19 protein-coding genes and 1 pseudogene are annotated in these 21,063 nt (G+C 71.6%); 12 read left to right on the top strand and 8 right to left on the bottom strand.

Annotated elements, in window-relative coordinates; genetic code table 11:
* Nucleotides 1–191: 191 nt before the first annotated feature.
* Nucleotides 192–1,121, bottom strand: a complete 930-nt coding sequence (locus Sdi02f_RS06185; RefSeq protein ID WP_108932833.1) for a DUF2690 domain-containing protein — start codon at nt 1,119–1,121, stop codon at nt 192–194.
* Between the two features lie 197 nt (nt 1,122–1,318).
* On the opposite strand from Sdi02f_RS06185, the gene Sdi02f_RS36260 reads away from it, so the two are divergent.
* On the top strand, nt 1,319–2,554 hold the full coding sequence (locus tag Sdi02f_RS36260; RefSeq protein ID WP_245962139.1) for a GH25 family lysozyme: 1,236 nt from the start codon (nt 1,319–1,321) through the stop codon (nt 2,552–2,554).
* 56 nt (nt 2,555–2,610) lie between these two features.
* Complete coding sequence (locus Sdi02f_RS06175) at nt 2,611–3,627, top strand: peptidoglycan-binding domain-containing protein (RefSeq protein WP_108932832.1); 1,017 nt, start codon at nt 2,611–2,613, stop codon at nt 3,625–3,627.
* Between the two features lie 395 nt (nt 3,628–4,022).
* Here Sdi02f_RS06175 and Sdi02f_RS06170 read toward each other — a convergent pair whose 3' ends face one another.
* On the bottom strand, nt 4,023–4,775 hold the full coding sequence (locus Sdi02f_RS06170; RefSeq protein WP_245962156.1) for an SDR family NAD(P)-dependent oxidoreductase: 753 nt from the start codon (nt 4,773–4,775) through the stop codon (nt 4,023–4,025).
* A gap of 181 nt (nt 4,776–4,956) precedes the next feature.
* Here Sdi02f_RS06170 and Sdi02f_RS06165 point away from each other — a divergent pair, with 181 nt between their 5' ends.
* From Sdi02f_RS06165 to asnB, 7 genes and pseudogenes are all read left to right on the top strand, one after another.
* Nucleotides 4,957–5,808, top strand: coding sequence for a helix-turn-helix transcriptional regulator (locus tag Sdi02f_RS06165; RefSeq protein ID WP_108932831.1), 852 nt, complete (start codon nt 4,957–4,959; stop codon nt 5,806–5,808).
* A gap of 235 nt (nt 5,809–6,043) precedes the next feature.
* A complete protein-coding gene (locus Sdi02f_RS06160; protein ID WP_051783390.1) occupies nt 6,044–6,622 on the top strand; it encodes a dihydrofolate reductase family protein in 579 nt (192 codons plus the stop codon).
* A 179-nt stretch (nt 6,623–6,801) separates the two neighbouring features.
* Nucleotides 6,802–7,257, top strand: a pseudogene (locus Sdi02f_RS06155) (VOC family protein).
* A gap of 625 nt (nt 7,258–7,882) precedes the next feature.
* Complete coding sequence (locus Sdi02f_RS35565; protein ID WP_158726279.1) at nt 7,883–8,023, top strand: hypothetical protein; 141 nt, start codon at nt 7,883–7,885, stop codon at nt 8,021–8,023.
* A gap of 1 nt (nt 8,024) precedes the next feature.
* On the top strand, nt 8,025–8,966 hold the full coding sequence (locus Sdi02f_RS06150; protein WP_108932830.1) for a glycoside hydrolase family 113 protein: 942 nt from the start codon (nt 8,025–8,027) through the stop codon (nt 8,964–8,966).
* Nucleotides 8,967–9,051: 85 nt separating this feature from the next.
* Complete coding sequence (locus tag Sdi02f_RS06145; RefSeq protein WP_108932829.1) at nt 9,052–9,627, top strand: hypothetical protein; 576 nt, start codon at nt 9,052–9,054, stop codon at nt 9,625–9,627.
* 418 nt (nt 9,628–10,045) lie between these two features.
* Entirely contained in the window at nt 10,046–11,887 is a 1,842-nt protein-coding gene (gene asnB, locus Sdi02f_RS06140; RefSeq protein ID WP_030401175.1) for an asparagine synthase (glutamine-hydrolyzing), read from the top strand.
* Nucleotides 11,888–12,038: 151 nt separating this feature from the next.
* Here asnB and Sdi02f_RS06135 read toward each other — a convergent pair whose 3' ends face one another.
* Together Sdi02f_RS06135 and Sdi02f_RS06130 are read right to left on the bottom strand one after the other, a co-directional pair.
* Complete coding sequence (locus tag Sdi02f_RS06135; RefSeq protein ID WP_053639679.1) at nt 12,039–12,236, bottom strand: antitoxin; 198 nt, start codon at nt 12,234–12,236, stop codon at nt 12,039–12,041.
* A gap of 154 nt (nt 12,237–12,390) precedes the next feature.
* Nucleotides 12,391–13,179 carry a TSUP family transporter gene (locus tag Sdi02f_RS06130; protein WP_037824790.1) on the bottom strand — a complete coding sequence of 263 codons (789 nt, stop codon included), beginning with the start codon at nt 13,177–13,179 and terminating at the stop codon, nt 12,391–12,393.
* A gap of 102 nt (nt 13,180–13,281) precedes the next feature.
* Here Sdi02f_RS06130 and Sdi02f_RS06125 point away from each other — a divergent pair, with 102 nt between their 5' ends.
* Entirely contained in the window at nt 13,282–14,097 is an 816-nt protein-coding gene (locus Sdi02f_RS06125) for an AraC family transcriptional regulator (protein WP_053663564.1), read from the top strand.
* Nucleotides 14,098–14,567: 470 nt separating this feature from the next.
* Nucleotides 14,568–14,798 carry a hypothetical protein gene (locus tag Sdi02f_RS06120; RefSeq protein ID WP_108932828.1) on the top strand — a complete coding sequence of 77 codons (231 nt, stop codon included), beginning with the start codon at nt 14,568–14,570 and terminating at the stop codon, nt 14,796–14,798.
* Between the two features lie 18 nt (nt 14,799–14,816).
* Here Sdi02f_RS06120 and tatA read toward each other — a convergent pair whose 3' ends face one another.
* Nucleotides 14,817–15,089 carry a Sec-independent protein translocase subunit TatA gene (gene tatA, locus Sdi02f_RS06115; protein ID WP_108932827.1) on the bottom strand — a complete coding sequence of 91 codons (273 nt, stop codon included), beginning with the start codon at nt 15,087–15,089 and terminating at the stop codon, nt 14,817–14,819.
* A 151-nt stretch (nt 15,090–15,240) separates the two neighbouring features.
* Between tatA and Sdi02f_RS06110 the strand changes: the two genes are divergently transcribed.
* Entirely contained in the window at nt 15,241–16,809 is a 1,569-nt protein-coding gene (locus Sdi02f_RS06110) for an LCP family protein (protein WP_108932826.1), read from the top strand.
* Here Sdi02f_RS06110 and mgtA read toward each other — a convergent pair.
* The 3 genes from mgtA to Sdi02f_RS06095 form a co-directional block, all read right to left on the bottom strand.
* A complete protein-coding gene (gene mgtA / locus Sdi02f_RS06105; RefSeq protein WP_108932825.1) occupies nt 16,800–19,520 on the bottom strand; it encodes a magnesium-translocating P-type ATPase in 2,721 nt (906 codons plus the stop codon). The genes Sdi02f_RS06110 and mgtA overlap by 10 nt on opposite strands.
* On the bottom strand, nt 19,513–19,875 hold the full coding sequence (locus Sdi02f_RS06100; RefSeq protein WP_037798922.1) for an ArsR/SmtB family transcription factor: 363 nt from the start codon (nt 19,873–19,875) through the stop codon (nt 19,513–19,515). The genes mgtA and Sdi02f_RS06100 overlap by 8 nt, the downstream gene beginning before the upstream one ends.
* A gap of 199 nt (nt 19,876–20,074) precedes the next feature.
* On the bottom strand, nt 20,075–20,890 hold the full coding sequence (locus Sdi02f_RS06095; protein WP_108932824.1) for a class I SAM-dependent methyltransferase: 816 nt from the start codon (nt 20,888–20,890) through the stop codon (nt 20,075–20,077).
* Between the last annotated feature and the right edge of the window lie 173 nt (nt 20,891–21,063).

Here is a 21,063-nt window from a genome sequence, read left to right as displayed (position 1 = left end):
TGTCACTTCTCTGCCCCTTGTGCCTTGCACCGATTGGCCGCCCACGCTCACAAGGCGGACACCACTTCGCAATCGCCGGTGCCCTGGACGCGGCGGACGGCCGCAGGAGAGCCACACGGACGGGCACGGCTCGAGGCGGCACGCACACGTGGCCGAGTGCCCCACTCCCCCAGTAAGCGGGAGCGCCTGGCTCAGCTTCCGCTCGGGGCGGCAGTAGGAGTGGGGGTGGGGTTTGGATCGGCCGGAGTGGTCGCGCAGACTCGGCCGCGGGACGTGCCGGCGCAGGCCTTGGCGGTGTCGGGGTTGAGTGCCTCGACCATCGGGGAGTGGGCGTCGTGGCCCCACTGCTGGGTGTAGTGGCGGGTGTCTCCGGCGTTGTTGGTGACCCGGACGACGTCTCCCTGCGTGGTGCCGGTCATCTTCGCCCAGGCGGCCTGGCAGGACGGGCTGAACCGCAGCTCGACGAGGATTCCGTGTCCCTTGCCGGTGTAGTACGTGGCGGCGTCCTCGCCGCAGGTGGCGTACTTGGGGTCGACGCCGTAGCAGGACTTCCGCCAGCACTTCACCGTCGAGGGCGTGGGCGAAGGGTGCCCGGCGAAGAACGACGAGGAGGCGGTGGGCGAGTCGGGGCCGCCCTTGGCCGAGGTGTCGTCGTCCCCGTCCGTCATGGCGGCGGTGACGGCGACGATTCCGGCGACGACGGCGGCGATCGCGGCGGCCGCCCAGGGCCACCTCCTGCGCCTGGCCGCCGCCGGTGCGTTCACCGGCTCCCGCGCGGATGACTCGCCCTGGGTGGCGGCCGCGGTGACCGTCGTGAGCCGTGGCCGGTTCGTCGGGGAGGCGGCCCGCGCGTGCAGGTCCAGCGCGGTGGTGAGCTCCTGGGGCGGGCGGCCCAGTACCTGGTGCATCGTCCGGATCACGTCGGGCCGGGCGAGCGTGGGCCGGGACTGCTTCAGATAGCGCGACAGCATCTCCTGGCTGATCTTCACACCGCGCTCGGTGATCTGACGGGCCAGCGACTCCTGCGTGATCTTCTTCGGGTCGTCCTTCCACCAGGTGCGCAACAGCTGCGCGAGTTCGTGCCGTGCCGCGTCCGCGTGCTGGTCGCGCTCAACGCCCATTGATGCACCTTCCCCTGCCTGCCCGCGCATAGCCGCAGGTCAGCGGCGTGCATCAGGCGTCACCCGTGAATGAATCAGCTGACCCGCCGGAAGTGTAGGAACCACCCCGGAAGTCGGGGCAGGGTTGAGCCATCCCCCCACTCGGTCGTCCGACCACGTTCTTCACGCCTTCACGGCCCTGACCAAGGAGATCCGTCATGCCCATGCGTCCCTCGCACGCCCTGCGCCTGGCAGCCCTCGGCGTTGCCACCGCCTCCCTCACAGGCGGCGCGCTGCTGTCCACGGCGCCCGAGAGCGCGGCCGCGCCGCCGAGTTCGTACGCGGTCAAGGGGATCGACACCAGCCACCACAACCACGACGCGACCGGGCAGCCCATTGACTGGAAACGTGTCGCCCAGAAGAACGCATTCACCTTCCTGAAGGCGACGCAGGGCGCCCGCTACCAGGACCCCTGGTTCGCCCGCGACTTCAAGGCCGTCTCGGCGACGTCGCTCCTGAGGGCCCCGTACCACTTCTTCGACCCGAAGGGCACGGGGGACGGTGCCGCCCAGGCCGACCACTTCGTCCGCACCGCACGCGCCGCCGGGTACAGCGGGACGAAGCCGGGCGAGCTGCCTCCGGTGCTCGACGTCGAGAGCGTGTGGGTGAACGGGAAGGAGGTCTGCCCCAAGGCGCTGCGCGCCGGCCAGCTGGACGTCTTCCTGAAGCGGGTAAAGGCGGCGTTCAAGGTGACGCCGATCGTCTACACCCGGGCCTCCTTCGTGAACGGCTGCATGGCGGGCAAGGGGCAGGTCTTCAAGGACTATCCGCTGTGGCTCGCCCGCTACGGCAGCGGCTCCCGTGAGCCGCAGTCCGTGCCGGGGGCCGGTTCCTGGACGTTCTGGCAGTACACCGAGACCGAGCGCGTCCCCGGTGTGCCCGGCGCCAAGAACACCGTCGGCAAAGCCGACCGGAACGTCTACCGCGGCACGCTCGCCCAGCTGCGGGCCCTGGCCAACCTCGGCGGCACGCCGGCTCCTCCTCGGCCCGGGACGTCCTGGCCGACGGTGAAGTCGGGGCAGCGAGGCGTCGACGTGACGACCGTTCAGCTCCTGCTCACCGCCCGTGGCCACGCCGTCAAGGCCGACGGCGTCTACGGAACCGGCACCGTGGCCAAGGTCAAGGCCTTCCAGAAGACCCAGCACCTCCCCACCGACGGCATCGTCGGCCCCGACACCTGGACCCGCCTCGTCACCACCCTCAAGCCCGGCACCAAGGGCACCGCCGTCACCGCCCTGCAGCACCAGCTCACCGCCAACGGCCACACCGTCAAGACCGACGGCGTCTACGGCCCCGCCACCACCACCAAGGTCAAGGCCTTCCAGACGGCGCACCGCCTCACCGCCGACGGCATCGCCGGGACCAACACCTGGACCGCCCTGGTGTCCCGATGAAGCCCTCTCCCGCAAGTGACCGGAACACCCGTATCCACCACGTAAGGAATCGCACCATGCGTACCGCAGCCCACCGGGTCCGTCTCATCGCTTCGGCGGCACTGCTCGCCACCGCCCTCTCGACCGGTGCCGCGGCGACGGCCGCACCCCATATGCCGGCTCCCGCCGCCGCACCCGTGTCCGCGACGGCCGCGGCACCCACAGCGGCCGCAGCAGCCGCTCAGGCGTCCTGGCCGACGGTGAAGTCGGGGCAGCGAGGCGTCGACGTGACGACCGTTCAGCTCCTGCTCACCGCCCGTGGCCACGCCGTCAAGGCCGACGGCGTCTACGGAACCGGCACCGTGGCCAAGGTCAAGGCCTTCCAGAAGACCCAGCACCTCCCCACCGACGGCATCGTCGGCCCCCAGACCTGGACCCGCCTCGTCACCACCCTCAAGCCCGGCACCAAGGGCACCGCCGTCACCGCCCTGCAGCACCAGCTCACCGCCAACGGCCACACCGTCAAGACCGACGGCGTCTACGGCCCCGCCACCACCACCAAGGTCAAGGCCTTCCAGACGGCGCACCGCCTCACCGCCGACGGCATCGCCGGGACCAACACCTGGGCCGCCCTGGTCCGTGGCGGGGGCAGCGGGGGCGGGGGCGGCACGCCCGGAGGCGGTGCGAAGCTCAGCGACGCTCAGGCGGCGGCCAAGCTGAAGGCGGCAGGTATCAGCCGCGTCTCCAGCGGGAACTGCACCGACCGCAACCGCAAGAACTGCACCAGCCTGGAGGGCATCCGGGTCGGTACGGTCGACGGCGTCATCGCGCTGAAGAAGAAGAGCGGCTGCAAGATCACCGTCACCGGCGGCACGGAGACCAACCACGCGGGCGGTACGTACAGCCACTGGAACGGCTACAAGGTCGACATCAGCCGGACCTCCTGCGTCACCAGCTACATCCAGGGGCACGCCACGAAGCACCACAAGCGCGGCGACGGAGCCTGGGTGTGGCGCGTGACGTCCGGTGGCAAGACGGTCGTCGACTACGCCGACGAGCGCTGGGCGAACCACTGGGACATCACCTACTACTGATGCACCCGCGGCCCCGGGAGCGCTTCCGGAGCCGTGAACCCCTCGTCGCCCGGTCGGACCCCAGTCCGGCCGGGCGACGGTCTTCGGCCCGCTCCAGCAGCGGATCCCGTTCGGCGGCCATCCGCCGCCTCCGCCTCGGCCGGGTGCGAAGCCGGGGCGGTGGTGTCGGTGGAGGTTGCCAGGTACAGCTCCCACTCATCGTCGGCGGCGGGGCCCGGCGGCGGGGCAGGGCAGGGGCGGCTGACGACTTTGCGGTGCCGCTCCCCGGCTGACGTCCACCGGGCAATTGGGTCGGGGGGGCATCCTCGCGAGTGTGGGGCGCAGACCCTTTGACCTGCACCTTCATAGCCGCTGAGACACGGTTCCGGCGGCTTTCGGACCCGAGCCACTCTTGTCTAGGCGCCGGCGCCGCCATCGACCGGCAGGATCGCGCCGGTCACGTACGAGGCGCGGTCGCTGAGCAGCCACGCCGCTGCCTCGGCGATCTGACGGGGCTCGGCCATCTGACCGAGCGGGATCGTCGCGGTCATCCGCTTGACGATGCCGGGAGACGCTGCCTCCCAAGTGTCGATCATCTCCGTGGAGGTGCCACCGGGGGTGATGCCGTTGACCCGGATACGGTCACCGGCCCAGTTCACCGCGGCGGTCTCGGTAAGGCTGTTGAGCGCGCGCTTCATGGCGCCGTAGGCGGGCAGAGCGGGGTTCGCGCGGCGGCTGCCGATGCTGGAGGTGTTGACGATCGCCCCGCCCCCGCCCCGCCGCATGAGCGCTGCCTCCGCGGTCATGGCAGTCCAGTGCGAACGGAAGTTCACGGCGAACTGCTCGTCGATGTCCTCGTCGCTGGTGGTCTCGACCGGGCCGAACTGCCGCTGGGGAGCCGCGCCGTTGTTGAAGGCGCCATCCAGCCGTCCGTGAAGCGATTCGACTTGGTCAACAGCGGCGCGGACACTCGCGGCCTCGGCGAGGTCCAAGGTGACGGCGTCGGCGACGCCGCCGTCGGCGCGGATCTCATGCACGATGCGGTCGAGGGCGTCGGTGCTGCGGGCGGCGAGCACGACGGCGGCGCCCTCGGAGGCGAAGAGCCGGGCCGCAGCCGCTCCGATGCCGCGGCTGGCGCCGGTGATGAAGATGATCTTGCCGGCGAGCATGCCGATGGGTGCGTTGCCGGTGGCGTTGGTGGTGTTCGTGTCGTTCGTGGTGTTCGTGTCGTTCGTGGTGTTCATGCTGTTCGTGGTGTCCTTCATGGCAACAGCGTCCGGCCGGCCGCCGACCGGATACAGGCACAGGCTGTACCAGGATCCGCCGCCGGGCTGCGTGCACACTTGCCGTATGGACAAGCAGGAACTCGGGGCATTCCTCCGCAGCCGCCGTGAGCGGCTCAGGCCACAGGACGTCGGCCTCCCCTCCGGTCCGCGCCGGCGCACACCAGGTCTTCGCCGCGAGGAAGTAGCAGTTCTCGCGCACATCTCCACCGAGTACTACATCCGCCTCGAACAGGGCAGGGCGCCCCGTCCGTCGGGCGACGTCCTGGCCGCAATCGCCGGCGCACTGCGGCTCACCGACGCAGAGTCCGACCACCTCCACGTCCTCGCGGGCACCGCGCCGAACCGCAGCGGACTGCACCGGCGCGACGTCCGCCCGAGCATCCTCGCGCTGCTGGAACGACTGCCGCAGACGGCCGGCTTCGTGATGTCCGCCGCGTTCGAGGTCCTCGCATGGAACGACCTCGCGGCCGCCCTCATGGGGGACTTCACCCCGCTCGCCCCCGAGGACCGCAACCTCGCGCGCCGGGCCTTCCCCGGGCCGCAGCGCGCCAATGAGACGCTCTACGGGCTCTCCGACGCCGCCGAGTTCCGGCTGGGCGTGGTGAAGCAGCTCCGCGCCACCCTCGCCCGCTATCCCTGCGACTCCGCGGTGACCGGCCTCATCGGCGAACTCCGCGATGTCAGTACCGACTTCGCCCGCCTCTGGGAACGGCACGACGTGCAGAACACGCCGATGCTCACAAAGACCTTCCGCCACCCGGCCGTCGGGGAAGTCACCGTCGACTGCGACGTCCTCGCGCTCACCGACCGGGACCAGTACCTCGTGCTCTACACCGCGCCGCCGGGGTCTCCCAGCGCCGAGGCCCTGAACCTACTGAACGTCCTGGGGACACAGGCCAGTCACTACGTGATGTAACGCCACAGCCGGCCACCGCGTACTCCCCCCCTCCCCCGTGGCACGAGGCCGTGTGGCGAGCGCTCGACCTGAAGTCCCAGTCGTCGGACGCCAGATCGGACACGGCCGGCATCAGCACGTCTATGGACACCGCGGTGGCGCCATCGGGCAGGTCCAGGTCGTGGGTGTCGCCGGAGAAGATCTTGCTCATCGCCCTATGATGCGATCCCGGCCCTCCACCTGCCTGGAGAAGACCATGACGGATGCGAGCACCGGCAAGGTGGTCGTGAACAGGGCGATGTCCCTCGACGGGTTCATCGCCGGTCCCGGCCACACCATGGACTGGGTCTTCGAGCACATGACGTCGGCGATGTTCCCGGAGGTCATGGCGGCCACGGGCGCCATGCTGATCGGCCGCGGCACGTACGAGGTCGGCAAGCGCATGTCCGCGGAGAACACCGGCTACGACGGCGGCGCGCAGTTCGTCCTCACCCACCGTCCGCCCGACGAGCCGGACCCCGACGTCACCTTCCTCACGTGCGACATCGAGGAAGCCGTGTCCACGGCACGCCGCGCCGCGGGCGACAAGAACCTGGAGATCCTCGGCGCCGACGTGGCCGCCCAGTGCCTGGCGCGCGGCCTCGTCGACGAGATCCTGGTGTACGTGCTGCCCGTGCTCCTCGGCGACGGCGTCCGCTTCGTACCGCCGGGTCTCGACCGGATCGATCTGGAACCGTTCAGCACCGTCCAGTCGGACGGGGTCACCATGCTGCGCTTCCACGTGCGCAAGCAGGTCCCGCCGGGTCCTCTCGATGGACGAGGGCCGGGCGGGTGAAGGGAGGGCCCGTCCGGTCCGGCTTCCGGCGCAGAGGCCACGGTGCTGCAGCGCCGTGCCCGTCGTCGTCGACCCAGTAGCCACCCGCCCCTCTGGGATCGTCGGCCCGGAAAAGACCGCACCCTCAAGGGGGTTGGGGAAGGGGGCCGTCTGTCAGACCCGTCTGGGAGGCTCCCCGCATGGAGATGACACTGCAGCTGACGATCGACTGCTCCGATCCGCAGAGAATGGTGACGTTCTGGGCCCGGGCCCTGAACTATGTGCCCGAGCCCGCGCCGGACGGGCACGCCACGTGGCGTGCCTACTGAGAGGCGAGGGGAGTACCCGCGGACGAGCTGCCGCCCGGGGCCGGCGACGTTCCGGAGTCGATCGTCGATCCGGAGGGCCGGGGACCGCGCGTGTGGTTCCAGCAGGTTCCGGAGCCGAAGACCACCAAGAACCGGTGGCACTTCGACCTCAAGGTCGGTGGAGGCCGTGACGTCCCGCTGGACGTGCGCGCACAGCGGGTGGGAGCCGCCGTGGACCGGCTGGTCGAAGCCGGCGCCACCCTGCTGAGGCTCAAGGACGAGCCGGAGATGGGGCTCTACGCCGCGGCCATGCGTGATCCGGAGGGGAACGAGTTCGACGTCGTCTGAGGGCCGTTGCCATGGTGCCGGTCGCAGCCACGCGTCCACGCCTGCGACCGGCACGGCCGCCTCGTTGCGGACGGCCGGCTCGACGTCGCTTGATGGTCGACCCGCCCCGCGAGTGTCCCGGCCCGTGCCCCACCCACCTGGCGTCGGCCGACCTGCAACGCCCCTGCCGCAGCCGGAGTCACAGCCCATCCTGCTGCTACGACCGGGGAGCCGGTGGGGTCGGCCCGGGTCGCGCTCGGTCCGCGGGGCTTCCGTGGTGCGGTACAGGTCCGCCGCCGGTCCGGGAGCCACGGCGGCCGGCCGGTTCGCGTCCTCGTGCGGAGCCGCCGCGTCGGCGTACAGCACGGCGGGCCTGCTCCAGGAGTTCCACCGCGCGCCCCGGGCCGCCGGCGCCCGCCTCCGCATCCCCCGTGGTGGTCGGCCAGACACGCGCCCCAAGTGGGGCAAGTCCGTCGGAGACGGCCGGGAAGACGGAACCGTTGGCCGGCCGACCACCCGCTCACACCAGTCCGCGCCCCACAACGGGCACTTTCTCCTGGCTCCTGATCGCTCCTCACCGCGGCCGCGGTCCACTCCGTCTCCAGACCCGGTGCCATTCTGAACCGGGTATGTCTACAGTCACCGTATGACAGGGCTTCGCGAGCGCAAGAAGGAGCAGACGAACGCCCTGCTCCGTCGGCAACAGCGGGCGTTCGCCGCCGTGTTGGACGCCGAATTCGCCTTCGCCCTGCTGGAGCACGGCGTCCACCACCTGAAGGAGCAGTGACGTGCGCGCACGGGGCATCAACTACGACACCGGGTTCCTTCCCGGACAGGATCTCTCCCGCAAGACCTTCACCCCTGAAACGGTCCGGCATGACATGGCGGTCATCTCGGACGAGCTCCACTGCGATGCCGTACGCGTCTCCGGCCGTGATCCCGAACGGCTGAGCATCGCCGCCCGCTGTGCCGCGGCCGCGGGGCTCGAGGTGTGGTTCGCCCCGTTCCCCGTCGACCTTCCCGCCGGCCGGCTGCTGCCGTTCTTCGCCGACTGTGCCCGCCGGGCCGAAGCCGTACGACGCGGCGGCGCCGAAGTGGTGTTCGTCGCGGGCTGTGAAATGACCGCGTTCTGCGGCGGCTTCATCCCGGGCGACACCTACGGCGACCGTCTGCGGACCATGGCCGAGGCGGACATGGAATGGTGGAAAGGCCTCGGCCCGGTACAGGAGCGCCTCAACGCCTTCCTCCCACAGGTCGCCGAAGCGGTGCGTGCCCACTTCGGCGGGCGCGTCACCTACGCCTCGGCTCCCTGGGAGTTCGTCGACTGGCGTCCGTTCGACCTCGTCGGCATCGACGCCTACCGCGCCGCGTACAACGCCGACACCTTCCGGTCCGAGCTGCGGGGACACCACGCACACGGCAAGCCCGTCGCGGTGACCGAGTACGGAACCTGCGCCTACCGGGGCGCGGGCGACCGCGGTGGTTCGGCCTGGCAGGTCCCCCACGACGCGGTTCCGGACGAGGACGAGCAGGTCCGCTACTTCACCGAACTGCTGGACGCCTTCGAAGAGGAAGGGGTGGACACCGCGCTCTGGTTCACCTTCGCCGGCTACAGCAGGCCCGGAAGGGCCGATCTGGGTTCCTACGGCGTGGTTCGCATGCTCGACGAGACCCGTTGGGAACCGAAGAAGGTGTTCCACGCGATGGCCGCCCGGTACCGCCGCGACTGAGACGATGTCCTGCTGAGGGGTCTTTCGTTGTCCGCTCCCTGGGTACAGGCGATCACATTCGGGCCGGAGTGTGTTGAATGGGCGCATGAGCCAGACAGCCGCCCTGCGCCTGCGGCAGGCGATCGCCCGGACCAGGGACGCCACGCGGGACCGTAGCCCCGTCGGGCGCCGCCCAGAGGAGGCAGACGATCTGCTGGGCACCTTCGCCACGGACGGGGCACTCGGCTTCGATCCCTTCCCCTTCCTCCGAGCACTCCATGACGCGGGCTCCCGCGCGGTGGTCATCGGCCAGGTCGCCGGCATCATGCACGGCTCCACCGAACTGACCGGGGACCTCGACCTGCTGTGGGACGGAACCCCTGACGAGGCACGTGCCTTGCGCGACGCCCTCGCCCTGGGCGGCTGCACCGAACTACCCGATCTCGGCCGCGAACAGGTGGGGTACCGGGTCACCGGTGCCGGCGGAGACCTGTGCACCCCCGCCCTTCCCTGGGGCGACATGGATGTCACGCCCTGCCTGACCGGCGCCGAGACCACGCGCGACCCCGCGGGCTTCACCATCCGCTACGCCGCACTTGACGATCTGATCCGCATGCGGCGAGCCCTCGGTCGCCCCAAGGACCACCGCCGGGCAGACGAACTCGTACGACTGCACACGTGACCTGGCGGGGTGACGCAGCCGCCGTCGTCGCTCTGGCCGCGTCACAGGGCAACCGGCGACCGCACCCGCAACCCTGTGACGCGAACCCAAGTGCCCTCCGCTGCCGCCCGGACCGGGATGCACCCGATCCGGGATGCGCCCGGACCGGACGGTTGGGGAAGACTTTGCGCGTGGCCGATTCCACGCGAGCCTTGCCCTGCCTGAGGGCGGCCGACGGTATCGCGCTCGCAAAGGCTGGCTGAAAACGAAAGATGCTCCGCGGCCCTTCCGTGACGGCCACGTTGACCTCACTTGCTTCCATGTCGCACGCTCGAAATGTAGATGGGACCTACAACTGGTTCGCCGTCGACGCGCTCGCAGTCGCAAAACGACTGGTCGTGGCGGGGTCGCCCGGCGGGCCGGACTCAGGAGGTTGCGTATGTGCGGCATCACCGGCTGGGTCTCCTTCGCCCGTGATCTCGGCACCGAGAGGGCGGCCTTGGATGCGATGACCGAGACGATGGCCTGCCGTGGGCCGGACGACCGCGGCGTCTGGACGCAGGGGCCCGCGGCGCTCGGCCACCGCAGGCTCGCCGTCATCGACCTGCCCGGCGGCCGGCAGCCGATGAGCGCCGAAACCCCCCACGGCACGGTCGCGCTCGTCTACTCGGGAGAGACCTACAACTTCACCGAACTCCGCCGTGAACTCGCGGACCGGGGGCATCGTTTCGCCACCGGATCCGACACGGAGGTGGTGTTGCGCGGCTACCTCGAATGGGGTGACGCGCTCCCCGAGCGCCTCAACGGCATGTACGCCTTCGCGCTGTGGGACGGCCGCGAGAACAAGCTCGTCATGGTCCGCGACCGCATGGGCATCAAGCCGCTCCACTACCATCCGACCGCGGACGGCGTGCTGTTCGGCTCCGAGCCCAAGGCGATCCTTGCCCATCCGTTGGCCCGCCGCCGGGTCCGGCTCGACGGACTGAGGGAACTTCTCACCATGGTCAAGACGCCCGGTCACGCCGTCTGGGACGGCATCCGTGAGGTCGAACCCGGCACCGTCGTCACGGTCGACCGCTCGGGCCTGCGCCGGCGCCGCTACTGGGAGCTGGAGACCCGTGCGCACACCGACGGCAGGGACGCCACGGTCGAGCACGTCCGCTCGCTCCTCGACGACATCGTGCGCCGCCAGCTCGTCGCCGACGTGCCCCGCTGCACCCTGCTCTCCGGCGGGCTGGACTCCTCCGCGATGACCGCGCTCGCCGCCCGGCAGCTGGGTGAACGCGGTGAGAAGGTCCGCAGCTTCGCCGTGGACTTCACGGGGCAGACCGAGAACTTCGTCGCCGACGAACTCCGGGGCACCCCCGACACCCCCTTCGCCCACGACGTCGCCCGCGCCGCGGGCACCGACCACCAGGACATCGTGCTGGACGCCCGGGCCCTCGCCGATCCCGAGATCCGCGCCGAGGTCGTCCGCGCCCGGGACCTGCCGGCCGGCCTCGGCGACATGGACGCCTCCCTGTACCTGCTCTTCCGGGCGATCCGCGACCACTCCGTCGTGGCCCTGTCCGGCGAGTCCGCCGACGAGGTCTTCGGCGGATACCTGCAGTTCTTCGACGAGGAGGCCCGCCGCGCCGACACGTTCCCCTGGCTGGTGTCGATGAGCCGTCACATGGGAGAGGACACGGATGTGCTGCGCCCCGACCTGGCGGCGAAGCTGGATCTGCCCACGTACGTGGCCGACGGCTACCGCGACGCCGTGGCCGGCATCCGGCGCCTGGACGGTGAGAGCGACGTCGAGTACCGGATGCGGCGGATCTGCCATCTGCACCTGACCCGCTTCGTGCGCATCCTGCTCGACCGCAAGGACCGCGCGAGCATGGCCGTCGGCCTGGAGGTCCGCGTCCCCTTCTGCGACCACCGGCTCGTCGAGTACGTGTACAACACTCCCTGGGCGCTGAAGTCCTTCGACGGCCGGGAGAAGACCCTGCTGCGCGAGGCGACCGCGGACGTGTTGCCGAAGTCCGTGTACGACCGGGTCAAGAGCCCCTACCCGTCCACGCAGGACCCCAAGTACGCGGCAGCCCTCCAGGACCAGGCCAGGGATCTGCTGACCCGCACCGGCCACCCCGTCTTCGACCTCGTCGACCCCGCTCGCCTGCGGCGGGCCGCCGAGCGGGAGGAGCCGATGAGCAGTCAGGCGGGCCGGCGCGGCCTGGAACGGACCCTGGACCTCGCCCTCTGGCTGGACCTCTACCGGCCCGAACTGGACCTGAGCTGAACGACTCGTCCCTGGACCTGTTGCTGTCGGCCCGGCTGCCCGGGGCCCCGGCGGGCCGGTGCTTCCCTCCGCCCGGCCCCGGGAGAGGGGCCGGGCGGAGCCGAACGGTTCGGCACGGACAGGACACGGGCTCGTACGCGACGGCGTGTCGTCAGTCCTTCTTGTCGCCCAGTTTCTCGATGTAGTCCTGGGCCTTGTCGACGGCGGCGTCGATCTTGTCACTGTGCTTGCCGCCGGTCTTGTCGTCGATGAGGTCGCCGGCCTTCTCCAGACCACTGGTGATCTTGTCACCGTGCTCCTCGGCGACATCCTCCAGCTTGTCCTTGAGGTGCTTCAGGCTGTCGAACATGAACCGTCCCCCTTCTACAGGGCTGTAGTAGTCAGGTGCTCATGATCTCACCCGCGCACGGCTCGAACGGCCGATCAGGGCGTGAAGCCGAAGGTGCGGCCCGGTCCCTTCCCGGCGACCGGCACCCCGGCCCCGCACAGCAGCCGTCAAGCGTTCACCGCACCATCGCGAGGGCCACCGCGGCCAGCAGCCCGACGTACGTCCAGGCGTGCAGGCGGTCGGGGATGCTCGGCGGACGTCGGCGCAGCACCGCGATCACCGGCAGGGCGCCCAGCAGCAGTGCTCCGGCCGCGCGCGGGTCGACGAGGCCCACCAGGGTCACGTCGGCCTGGGTGCCGACAAGGCCCCCGGAGCCGCCCAGGAAGACGGCGGCGGCCGGGAGCGCGATCGCGAGGGTCAGCGGGTTGGCCAGCGCGGTCGCGACGTGCATCGTGTGCCCGGCCCGGCGCATCGCGGGAACGGTCATGACACTGCCCCCCACGCCGAGGAAGGCGGCGACCGCGCCGACGGGTGCGCCGACGGCGGCCGGCAAGGGGCGCGGCGCGCCCGGGGCCACCGCGGCCCGGGCGCGCGGGCGCAGGAAGCCGGGGCGGAGCAGCAGGTCGACGACGGTGAGGACGACGTACGCGACGAACGCCCAGCGGATCAGCCCGGCCGGGGCGTGACGCGCGGCCAGTGCCCCGGCCGAGGCGCCGGCGCCGAGCAGGAGGAGCAGCGGGCCGCCGCCGCGGAGGACGCCCAGCACCCGGCGGGGCGTGACGACGGTGGCGAAGGCGGCGTTGGCCACCATGACCAGGGCCGAGGTGGCCGTCGCCACCCGTATCGCGTCCGCGCCGAGCGCGGAGTCCGCCCACACCACGACGGGGACGGTGACGAAACCGCCGCCGAACCCGAACAGGACGGTGGTCACACCGGTCAGGAGCCCGATTCCGAGCAGAGCCACGAATTCCACACCGGCCACTTCACCAGTCCGGCGGCGGTGCCCGCATTCGATGTCCGGCACCATACTTTCGCGACCCGGCCACGACGGCCGTAGGCTGGCCGGGTGAAGAACGTCCCCCTGGCCGATGTCGACGACGTGGACCGGGCCGTGCTGCCGATCGGCACCGACTACCCGCCCGGACACCTTCTGGACTGGCACGAGCACCGGCGCGCGCAGTTCCTGTACGGCGCCACCGGAGTCATGGTGGTCGACACCGGCGACGGCACCTGGACCGTGCCGCCCGAGCGGGCCGTCCTGATCCCGTCCGGCACCCGGCACCGGGTGCGGATGCTGGGCGTGAGCACCCGCAGTCTGTACATCGAGCCGGACGCCGTGCCGTGGTGGCCGGACACCTGCACGGTGGTGGACGTGCCGCCGCTCCTGCGTGAACTGCTGCTGGCGGCCGTGGAGTTCGAGGCCGACTACAGCCTGGCCGGACGCGACGGCAGCGTGGCCGACCTCCTGCTGCACGAGATCGCCGCGCGTGCCCCGCTCCCGTTCCACGTCCGCGTCCCCGCGTCCGCGGACCTGGCGGCGCTGTGCCGGGAGTATCTGGCCGCCCCGGACACCGGGGTCTCCAATGCCGCCTGGGCGGCGCGGGCGCACCTGAGCGAGCGGGCGTTCACGCGGCGCTTCCGGGCCGAGACGGGCGACAGTCCCGCCGTCTGGCGGGGCCGGGCGCGCCTGCTCGCGGCGGTGCCGCTGCTGCGGTCCGGTTCGGTCAGCGAGGTCGCCGGACGGCTCGGCTACGCATCCCCCGCCGCGTTCACCGCCGCCTTCACCCGCACCTTCGGCGTCCCACCGTCCCGGTTCACGCGGGGGCACCCGGGGCACCGGGGGCGGTCAACCGTGCACGGCCCCGTCAGTGACCCTTCGTGAACCGAACGCCCGGCGACCCGGAGGCGCCTCCCTCCAGGTGACGGTTCCGTCGAGGAGATTCCGCGGGCCGCGGTGACGGTCTGCCGACCGGGAGGTGCTCCGGCAGCTGTTCACCGGGCGTGCAGGGCCTGCCGAACGCCGGACGACAGCATCTGACGGTACGCATCATCTGCCGTGGACGAGGCGGCAGTTGGGCACAACCGGGCGACCCTTTGCGATCGGTGATCTGTGCGTCGACACCGAAGGACTCACCGTCGGGCAGGTGGCCGATGCGCTCGTCGCCGATGCGGTGCCCCTGCTGCCGGTGTCCTTGTCGGGGCGGTAGACGGCGGGGACGACGTCCTCGACGGCCAGGTCGTCGCGGTGGAGGTGGAGTTCACCGCCGGCAGGGTTCGCCGGAGGCGGGCGTCCGGTCCCCCGTGATCCACCTCATGACACTCCTAAAGTTGCGCAACCTCTAAACTGTCACCATGGACACTACCGACGCGACAAACTGGGAGACCGCGCTGCTCACCGGGGGGCCGGTCGACGGGGCACACATGAGGGTGACGGGGCGACCCTGGGTGATCCAGGTGACCCGCCCCTGCGCACCGGACGGCGTGCCCGACGGAGTGCGGGTGGAGGCCGTGTACGTCTACCGGCGCGACGCCCGGGTGAAGGACCAGCCCCTGCGGTACGGATTCGACGCGGCCAGCCCCTGATCCGGGGACGCCCGGGCCTCAGCGGGCCGAGTCGTCCCCGGCGGCCGGCAGGGTCTCCCCCGGCGCGGTGCCGCCCACTCGCGGCACCGCGGCGGTGGGGGTGGGCGCGTCGCCGGTCGCAGTGGGACGCGTGGCGTCGTCGCCCTTCATGGCCTTGGCCTCGCTCTTGAGGATGCGCATCGACTTGCCCAGGGCGCGGGCGGTCTCGGGCAGCTTCTTCGACCCGAACAGCACGATGGTCACGATCGCCACGATCAGCAGGTGCCAGGGTTCCAGTCCGTTGCGGAGCATCCCGTCCACTCTCCTTGTCGCCGGTTGGCGGCCCGCACCGGACGGCACGGAGCCAATAATTGCTATATTGCGCAACTGTACAACCATGGGGGTGGGGTCAGTCGTCCCCTCCGTATGAGCCGTATGGACGAGGACGTATGAGGACGCGCCAGTGACCACCACGCACGATCGCACCAGCCCTTCCCGCCGTCGGCGCCGGGCGGATCCGCCCCGCCGCGGTAAATCCCCCCGGCGCCGCGCCGCGACAGCGCGGCGCCGCAGGCGCAGCCCGCTGCGGATCACGCTCCTGACCGCACTGGCCGTGACGGTGCTGGGCACGGCTGGCCTGGGGTGGATCTATCTGAAGCTCAGCGGCAACATCGACACCTTCGACGGCGACGGCCTGTCCAAGAACCGTCCCGAGGCCGGCTCCTCCAAGGGCGGGAACGTCCTCGTCATCGGCTCGGACGCGCGCACGGACGGCAACAGCGCGCTGGGAGGCGGCAGCAAGGACGACGTCGGCCGCTCCGACACGGCGTTCCTGCTGCACATCCACGCCGACCGCAAACACGCGACAGCCGTCTCCATCCCGCGCGACACCCTGCTGACCATCCCGCCGTGCAAGCTCCCCGACGGCACCTGGACGACGACGCGGACCAACGCGATGTTCAACTCGGCGTTCTCGGTGGGCCAGACGGCGAAGGGCAACCCCGCCTGCACCCAGAACACGGTCGAGAAGCTCACCGGTCTGCGCGTGGACCACACCGTCGTCGTCGACTTCAAGGGCTTCGCGGCACTGACGGACGTCGTGGGCGGGGTGGACGTGTGCCTCCCCGGCGACGTGCACGAGAAGGACCTCAACCCCCACCGCACCACACAGGGCCGCCTGCTCTTCAAGAAGGGCGAGCAGACCGTTGCCGGGCAGCAGGCCCTCGACTACGTACGCCTCCGGCACGGCATCGGCGACGGCTCGGACATCGGCCGCATCAAACGCCAACAGGCCTTCGTCGCCAGCCTCATCGGCAAGATCAAGAGCAACGGGCTCACGCCGGCCAAGCTGCTCCCCCTCGCCGACGCGGCCACCAAGTCGATGACCGTCGACCCGGGCCTGGGCACGGCCGACAAGCTGATCTCCTTCGCGATGTCGTTGAAGGACATCGACCTGCACAGCACGAAGTTCGTCACCATACCCTGGCGGTACGAGGGCAGCCGCGTCGCGATCGTCGAGCCGGACGCCGAGCGGTTGTGGGCCGCGCTCAGGGCCGACCGCACCGTCGACGGCACCGATGCCAGCGGCAGGAGCACGGCACAGGGCTCCGCCTCAGCCGCCGCTTCAGCCTCCGCCTCGCCGAAGGCGGAGGAGCGGGTGTCCGGCGACGGCATCGAGGTCGCGGTCTACAACGGCACCACCGTGCCCGGCCTGGCCTCGAACGCCGCGGCGACGCTCACCGAACACGGCTTCACGGTCACCGGCACCGCCAACGCGAACAGCCAGGACCACGCCACCACGGTGATCGAGTACGGCGCGGGCCTCGAAACCCAGGCCCGGACGGTCGCCGCGGTCTTCTCCGGCGCTCAGCTCCGGCCCGCCGGTGGGTCCGGCGTCCGTGTGGTCCTGGGAGCGTCCTACGCCACCAGCGGCAGCTCCGCCGCGCCCGAACCGTCCACCGTGCCCTCCTCCGTCGCGGACGGGGCCCGCTCCGCCGACGACGACCTGTGCTCGGACCTGTCCTACGGGTGACGCGGGCCGCGCACCGGACGGATGCGCCCGGAGCCGGGCCCTCGCCGGTCGTCGTAACGCGTCCTCGCCGCCGTCAGCCCGGCCGCGTAGAGCACGAGGACGACGGCGAGCAGCACGTAGTACAGGACCGGCAGGGCCGTGAGGCCGAGCATGGAGCCGAGCGGCGAGACCGGTAGCAGCAGTCCCACGGCGGTCAGCGCGACCGCCGCCCAGGCGACCGGGCCCGGGACGCGCCCCGCGCCGCGCAGGATCAGCATCACCAGGGCCTGGGTGACCAGGTTCTCGGTGAACCAACCGGAGTGGAAGACCGCCTCGTCGTCCAGGCCGTCGGGCCCGTACAGGGCGAGGGCGAGGACACCGAAGGTGGCCAGGTCGGCGACGGCGTTGAGCAGGCCGAAGCCGGTGATGAAGCGCAGGAGCTCGCGCGGACGCAGCAGGGTGGGGCGGCGCAGCGTCCGCGGATCGGGCCGGTCGTGGGCGAAGGCGAGCTGGGCCGCGTCGAAGCAGAGGTTCTGGGCGAGGACCTGGGCCGGGAGCATCGGCAGGAAGGGGAGCAGGAGCCCCGCGGCGAGCATCGCGATCACGTTGCCCAGGTTCGAGGACAGGATGATGCGCAGATAGGTGGCGATGTTGGCGCCGGAGTGACGCCCCGCCGTGATGGCGTGGTCGATCGCGGTGAGGTCCTTGTCCGCGAGGACCACGTCGGCACTCTCCCGGGCGACGGCCACGGCGTCGCGGTGGACGATGCCGACGTCGGCCGCGTGCAGGGCCGGCAGGTCGTTGACACCGTCGCCGAGGAAGCCGACGGTGTGCCCGCCGGAGCGGAGGGCGGCGGCGATCCGGGCCTTGTGGTCGGGAGTGCAGCGCGCGAAGACGGTGGCACGCCGTGCGGCAGCGGCGAGTTCGTCGTCGCCGAGCCCGTCGACGTCCTCGGCGGTGAGGACGGCCTCCGGGCCGACCTGGACGCCCAGGTCGCGGCAGGTCCGAACAGCGGTCCCCGGGTGGTCGCCGGTCAACAGCTTGACCGTGACGCCTCGGTCCGCGAGGGCGGCCAGCGTGTCGGCGGCGGTGGGCGCCGGCGCGTCCCGGAAGGTGACGAAGCCCCGGAAGACCAGGCCGCGTTCGTCGGCCGGGGTGTAGTCGCGGGTGCGAGCGGGGCGTTCGACGGTGGCGACCGCCAGCACGCGCAGGCCGTCCTCCGCCTGCGCGGTGGCGCGGGCGAGCAGGCCGTCCCGCTCGTCCTCCGCCAGCGCGCAACGCTCCAGAACGGCCTCGACGGCGCCCTTGACGACCAGCGTGTGCGTGCCCAGCCGGCCCGGCGTGCGGACGACCGCGGTGGCAAGGCGCCGCACCGGGTCGAAGGGCAGGACCGCCACCGCGTCGTGCGCCATGAGGGCGTCTTCGTCCACGGCGTCCAGGACCGCCTCGTCGAGGGCGTCGGGGGCGGGCAGATCGGCCAGATGAAGGGTCGACCAGGCGTTCACCGCTGCCCAGCGCAGCGCCCCGGAGTCCTCGGTGCCGTCCGGGCCGAGGGCGCGGTGGACGACGGGACGGTCCTGGGTGAGGGTGCCGGTCTTGTCCAGGCAGAGAACGTCGACGGCGCCGAGGTCGTGCAGGGCCGTCAGCCGTTTGACGATCACCCCGTGGGTACGGGCCAGCAGCGCCGCCGCGCGGGCCATGCAGGTGGAGACGATGACCGGCAGCATCTCCGGGGTCAGCCCGACCGCCACCGCGACGGCGAACGGCACCGTTTCCAGGCCGCGCCCGCGCAGCGCGGCATTCGCCATCAGGACCAGCGGCGGTGTCAGCAGCATGAACCGGATCAGGATCCAGGAGACGCCGCGCACGGAGCGGTCGAAGGCGCTCGTCTCCCGCTGCGCGGAGAGGCGGCCGTGGGCCTCGGCGAACCGGGTCCCCGCACCGGTCGCCACGACGACCGCCGTGCCGCTGCCGGAGGCGACGCTGCTGCCCTGGAAACAGAGGCGGGGGTCGTCGAATCCCCCCAGTCCAAGATGCGCGCGCCGCACGGGGGAACCCGTGTGGGAACCGGCCACGACCGGCGTGTCGCCGGCGTCCTTGGCCACGGGGGCCGACTCCCCGGTGAGCGCGGCCTGATACACCGTCAGCCCGCGGGCGCGCAGGAGCCGTACGTCGGCCGGGACCGGATCCCCCGGACCGAGGCGGACCACGTCACCTGGCACCAGTTCGTCCACCGGTATCTCACGCGGCACGGGAGCCGCGTCGTCCTCCGTGCGGCGCTGGGTCGCGGCGGTCGTGGCGACCATCTTGCGCAGCGTGGCCATGGAACGGTCGGCCCGATGCTCCGGGGTCGCGCGCAGGACGCAGCTGACTCCGACGAGCAGCAGGATCACGCAGGCCGTGCCCCACGAGGCGACGGCCGCCGACACCAGGCCGAGGCATCCCAGGACCGCCGTGAACGGGTCCCGCAGGCTGCGGGCGAAAAGCCGCGGCCACGAGGCTCCGCGGTGCACGGGGAGCGTGTTCGGCCCGACCCGTGCCAGCCGCTCCTGGGCCTGGGCCTCGGTCAGTCCGCGCGGGGTGCTGTCGAGTCGCCGCAGCACCTGCAGCACGGTCGGAACACGCGGGCCGGCGACGGGGACGCCGGCGGCCGCGAAGTCCCCCCGCGCCGACGCGGCACCCTGAGCCGGCCCTTCACCGCCGGGCTGCGACGCCGGGGACGGCTCACGCACCGGACCCGCGCAGCCGGCGGACCGGGGCGGATGCGCCCTGGGCGCGGGCGGTGAGCTGGCCGACCATCAGGCGCACCACCGTCACTACGTCGGAGTCGTCGACGAAGTAGACGACCCGTCGGCCTTCCCTGCGGGAGCGCACCAGACCGGCCAGCTTGAGCTTCGCCAAGTGCTGGCTGACCGCGGGCAACGCCCCGCCCACCCGGTCCGCGAGGTGACTCACGTCACTCTCGCCCTGCGACAACGCCCACACGATGTGCAGCCGGGCGGACGACGCCAGCAGCCCGAACGCGGCGGCCGCCTCCGTCAGCACCTCGGCGGGCGGATCCTCGGACCCACCGACGTCTGACGCCACGGTCCTTCTCCCTTCCGGCCTGATCATCAGCTCCGTGCTCTGCGCCGACCAGTCTAGGTGCCCGCACGCGCGGGCCCGCCCGTGCTCAGGGGGCCGTGACCAGCCGGACCAGGACGGGGGTCGGGCAGCCGGGGAGTGACTCCAGGGCGGTTCCGCCCACTGTGCCGTCCGGCGGAACAAGCACGCACAGGGCGCGGGCCTACGTATGGTCGTGAAGCGCGTGAACGTCGCCCGAGGAGGCCTCACCCCGGCGGAACAGCGCCGTCCACAGGAAGCCCACGCCGAACAGTGCCGACTCGGGCGCCTCCTCCCGCATGCGGCGCAGTTCGACCTCGGTCAGGTCGGAGAAGATCCAGCGCAGCGCTTCGGGCGTGTAGGCGAGGCCGCCCTGCAGCCGGCGTTCACGGTAGAGGTCGGCGTCGGTCAGTTCCGACCCCGCGCCCGCCTCTCCTGCGGCGAAGCAGGTGAGCGCGAGGTGGCCGCCTGGTGCGAGGACGCGGTCAAGGAGCGCCAGGTAGCTGATGCGACGGTGCGGCGGCAGGTGGTGGAAGCACCCTGAGTCGACGACCAGGTCGTACGGGCCGCTCAGCTCGGTGGCGGGGAGCGTGAAGGCGTCGCCGCACAGGAAACGGACATCGGCTCCAGCCTCCTGGGCCCGGTCCTCGCCCCAGGCCACGGCCACGGGCGAGAGGTCGACGGCGTCCACCTCGAAGCCGTGTGCGGCGAGGTACAGGGCGTTGCGGCCGGGTCCGCATCCCAGGTCCAGGGCGCGGCCGGGAGCGATCAGGCACTGGTCGAGGTAGGCCGCCAGGTTCTCGTCCGGCTTCGCCGCGAAGAACGGGACGGGCCGCGACCGGTCGGCGTAGAAGCGGTCCCAGAAGTCCCTGCCGTCGCCGGTCGCCACCCGACCGCGCTCGGGTTCGGCTCCGGCTTGGGCTTCCGTCTCGGCCTCGGAGGCGAAGAGCCCGTCCAGGAGCGCGAGGACGTCCTCGACGGTGCGTACGGTCCGGTCCATCCGGCCCCCCTTTCGACCGAACCCGATGATAGGAACGGCGAGGACGAAGGACCAGGTCGGCCGACATGGGGCGATGGCTGGAGCGCCCTGCTGCGGTCCGGAAGCGGACGGGGAAGGACTCCCCTCCGGACCCCGACCCGCCACCCGCCCAAGCACCCCTCGGAGGCCGGGAA

Origin of the sequence: Streptomyces ardesiacus (genome assembly GCF_003112575.1) — a bacterium.
GTDB classification, from domain to species: domain Bacteria; phylum Actinomycetota; class Actinomycetes; order Streptomycetales; family Streptomycetaceae; genus Streptomyces; species Streptomyces ardesiacus.
This window is presented reverse-complemented; position numbering and strand designations above follow the sequence as displayed.

Coding starts and splice junctions, on each gene's coding strand:
- Sdi02f_RS06185 (WP_108932833.1), bottom strand. CDS start 1,121: ATGGGCGTTGAGCGCGACCAGCACGCGGACGCGGCACGGCACGAACTC.
- Sdi02f_RS36260 (WP_245962139.1), top strand. CDS start 1,319: ATGCCCATGCGTCCCTCGCACGCCCTGCGCCTGGCAGCCCTCGGCGTT.
- Sdi02f_RS06175 (WP_108932832.1), top strand. CDS start 2,611: ATGCGTACCGCAGCCCACCGGGTCCGTCTCATCGCTTCGGCGGCACTG.
- Sdi02f_RS06170 (WP_245962156.1), bottom strand. CDS start 4,775: ATGCTCGCCGGCAAGATCATCTTCATCACCGGCGCCAGCCGCGGCATC.
- Sdi02f_RS06165 (WP_108932831.1), top strand. CDS start 4,957: ATGGACAAGCAGGAACTCGGGGCATTCCTCCGCAGCCGCCGTGAGCGG.
- Sdi02f_RS06160 (WP_051783390.1), top strand. CDS start 6,044: ATGACGGATGCGAGCACCGGCAAGGTGGTCGTGAACAGGGCGATGTCC.
- Sdi02f_RS35565 (WP_158726279.1), top strand. CDS start 7,883: ATGACAGGGCTTCGCGAGCGCAAGAAGGAGCAGACGAACGCCCTGCTC.
- Sdi02f_RS06145 (WP_108932829.1), top strand. CDS start 9,052: ATGAGCCAGACAGCCGCCCTGCGCCTGCGGCAGGCGATCGCCCGGACC.
- asnB (WP_030401175.1), top strand. CDS start 10,046: ATGTGCGGCATCACCGGCTGGGTCTCCTTCGCCCGTGATCTCGGCACC.
- Sdi02f_RS06135 (WP_053639679.1), bottom strand. CDS start 12,236: ATGTTCGACAGCCTGAAGCACCTCAAGGACAAGCTGGAGGATGTCGCC.
- Sdi02f_RS06120 (WP_108932828.1), top strand. CDS start 14,568: ATGGACACTACCGACGCGACAAACTGGGAGACCGCGCTGCTCACCGGG.
- tatA (WP_108932827.1), bottom strand. CDS start 15,089: ATGCTCCGCAACGGACTGGAACCCTGGCACCTGCTGATCGTGGCGATC.
- Sdi02f_RS06095 (WP_108932824.1), bottom strand. CDS start 20,890: ATGGACCGGACCGTACGCACCGTCGAGGACGTCCTCGCGCTCCTGGAC.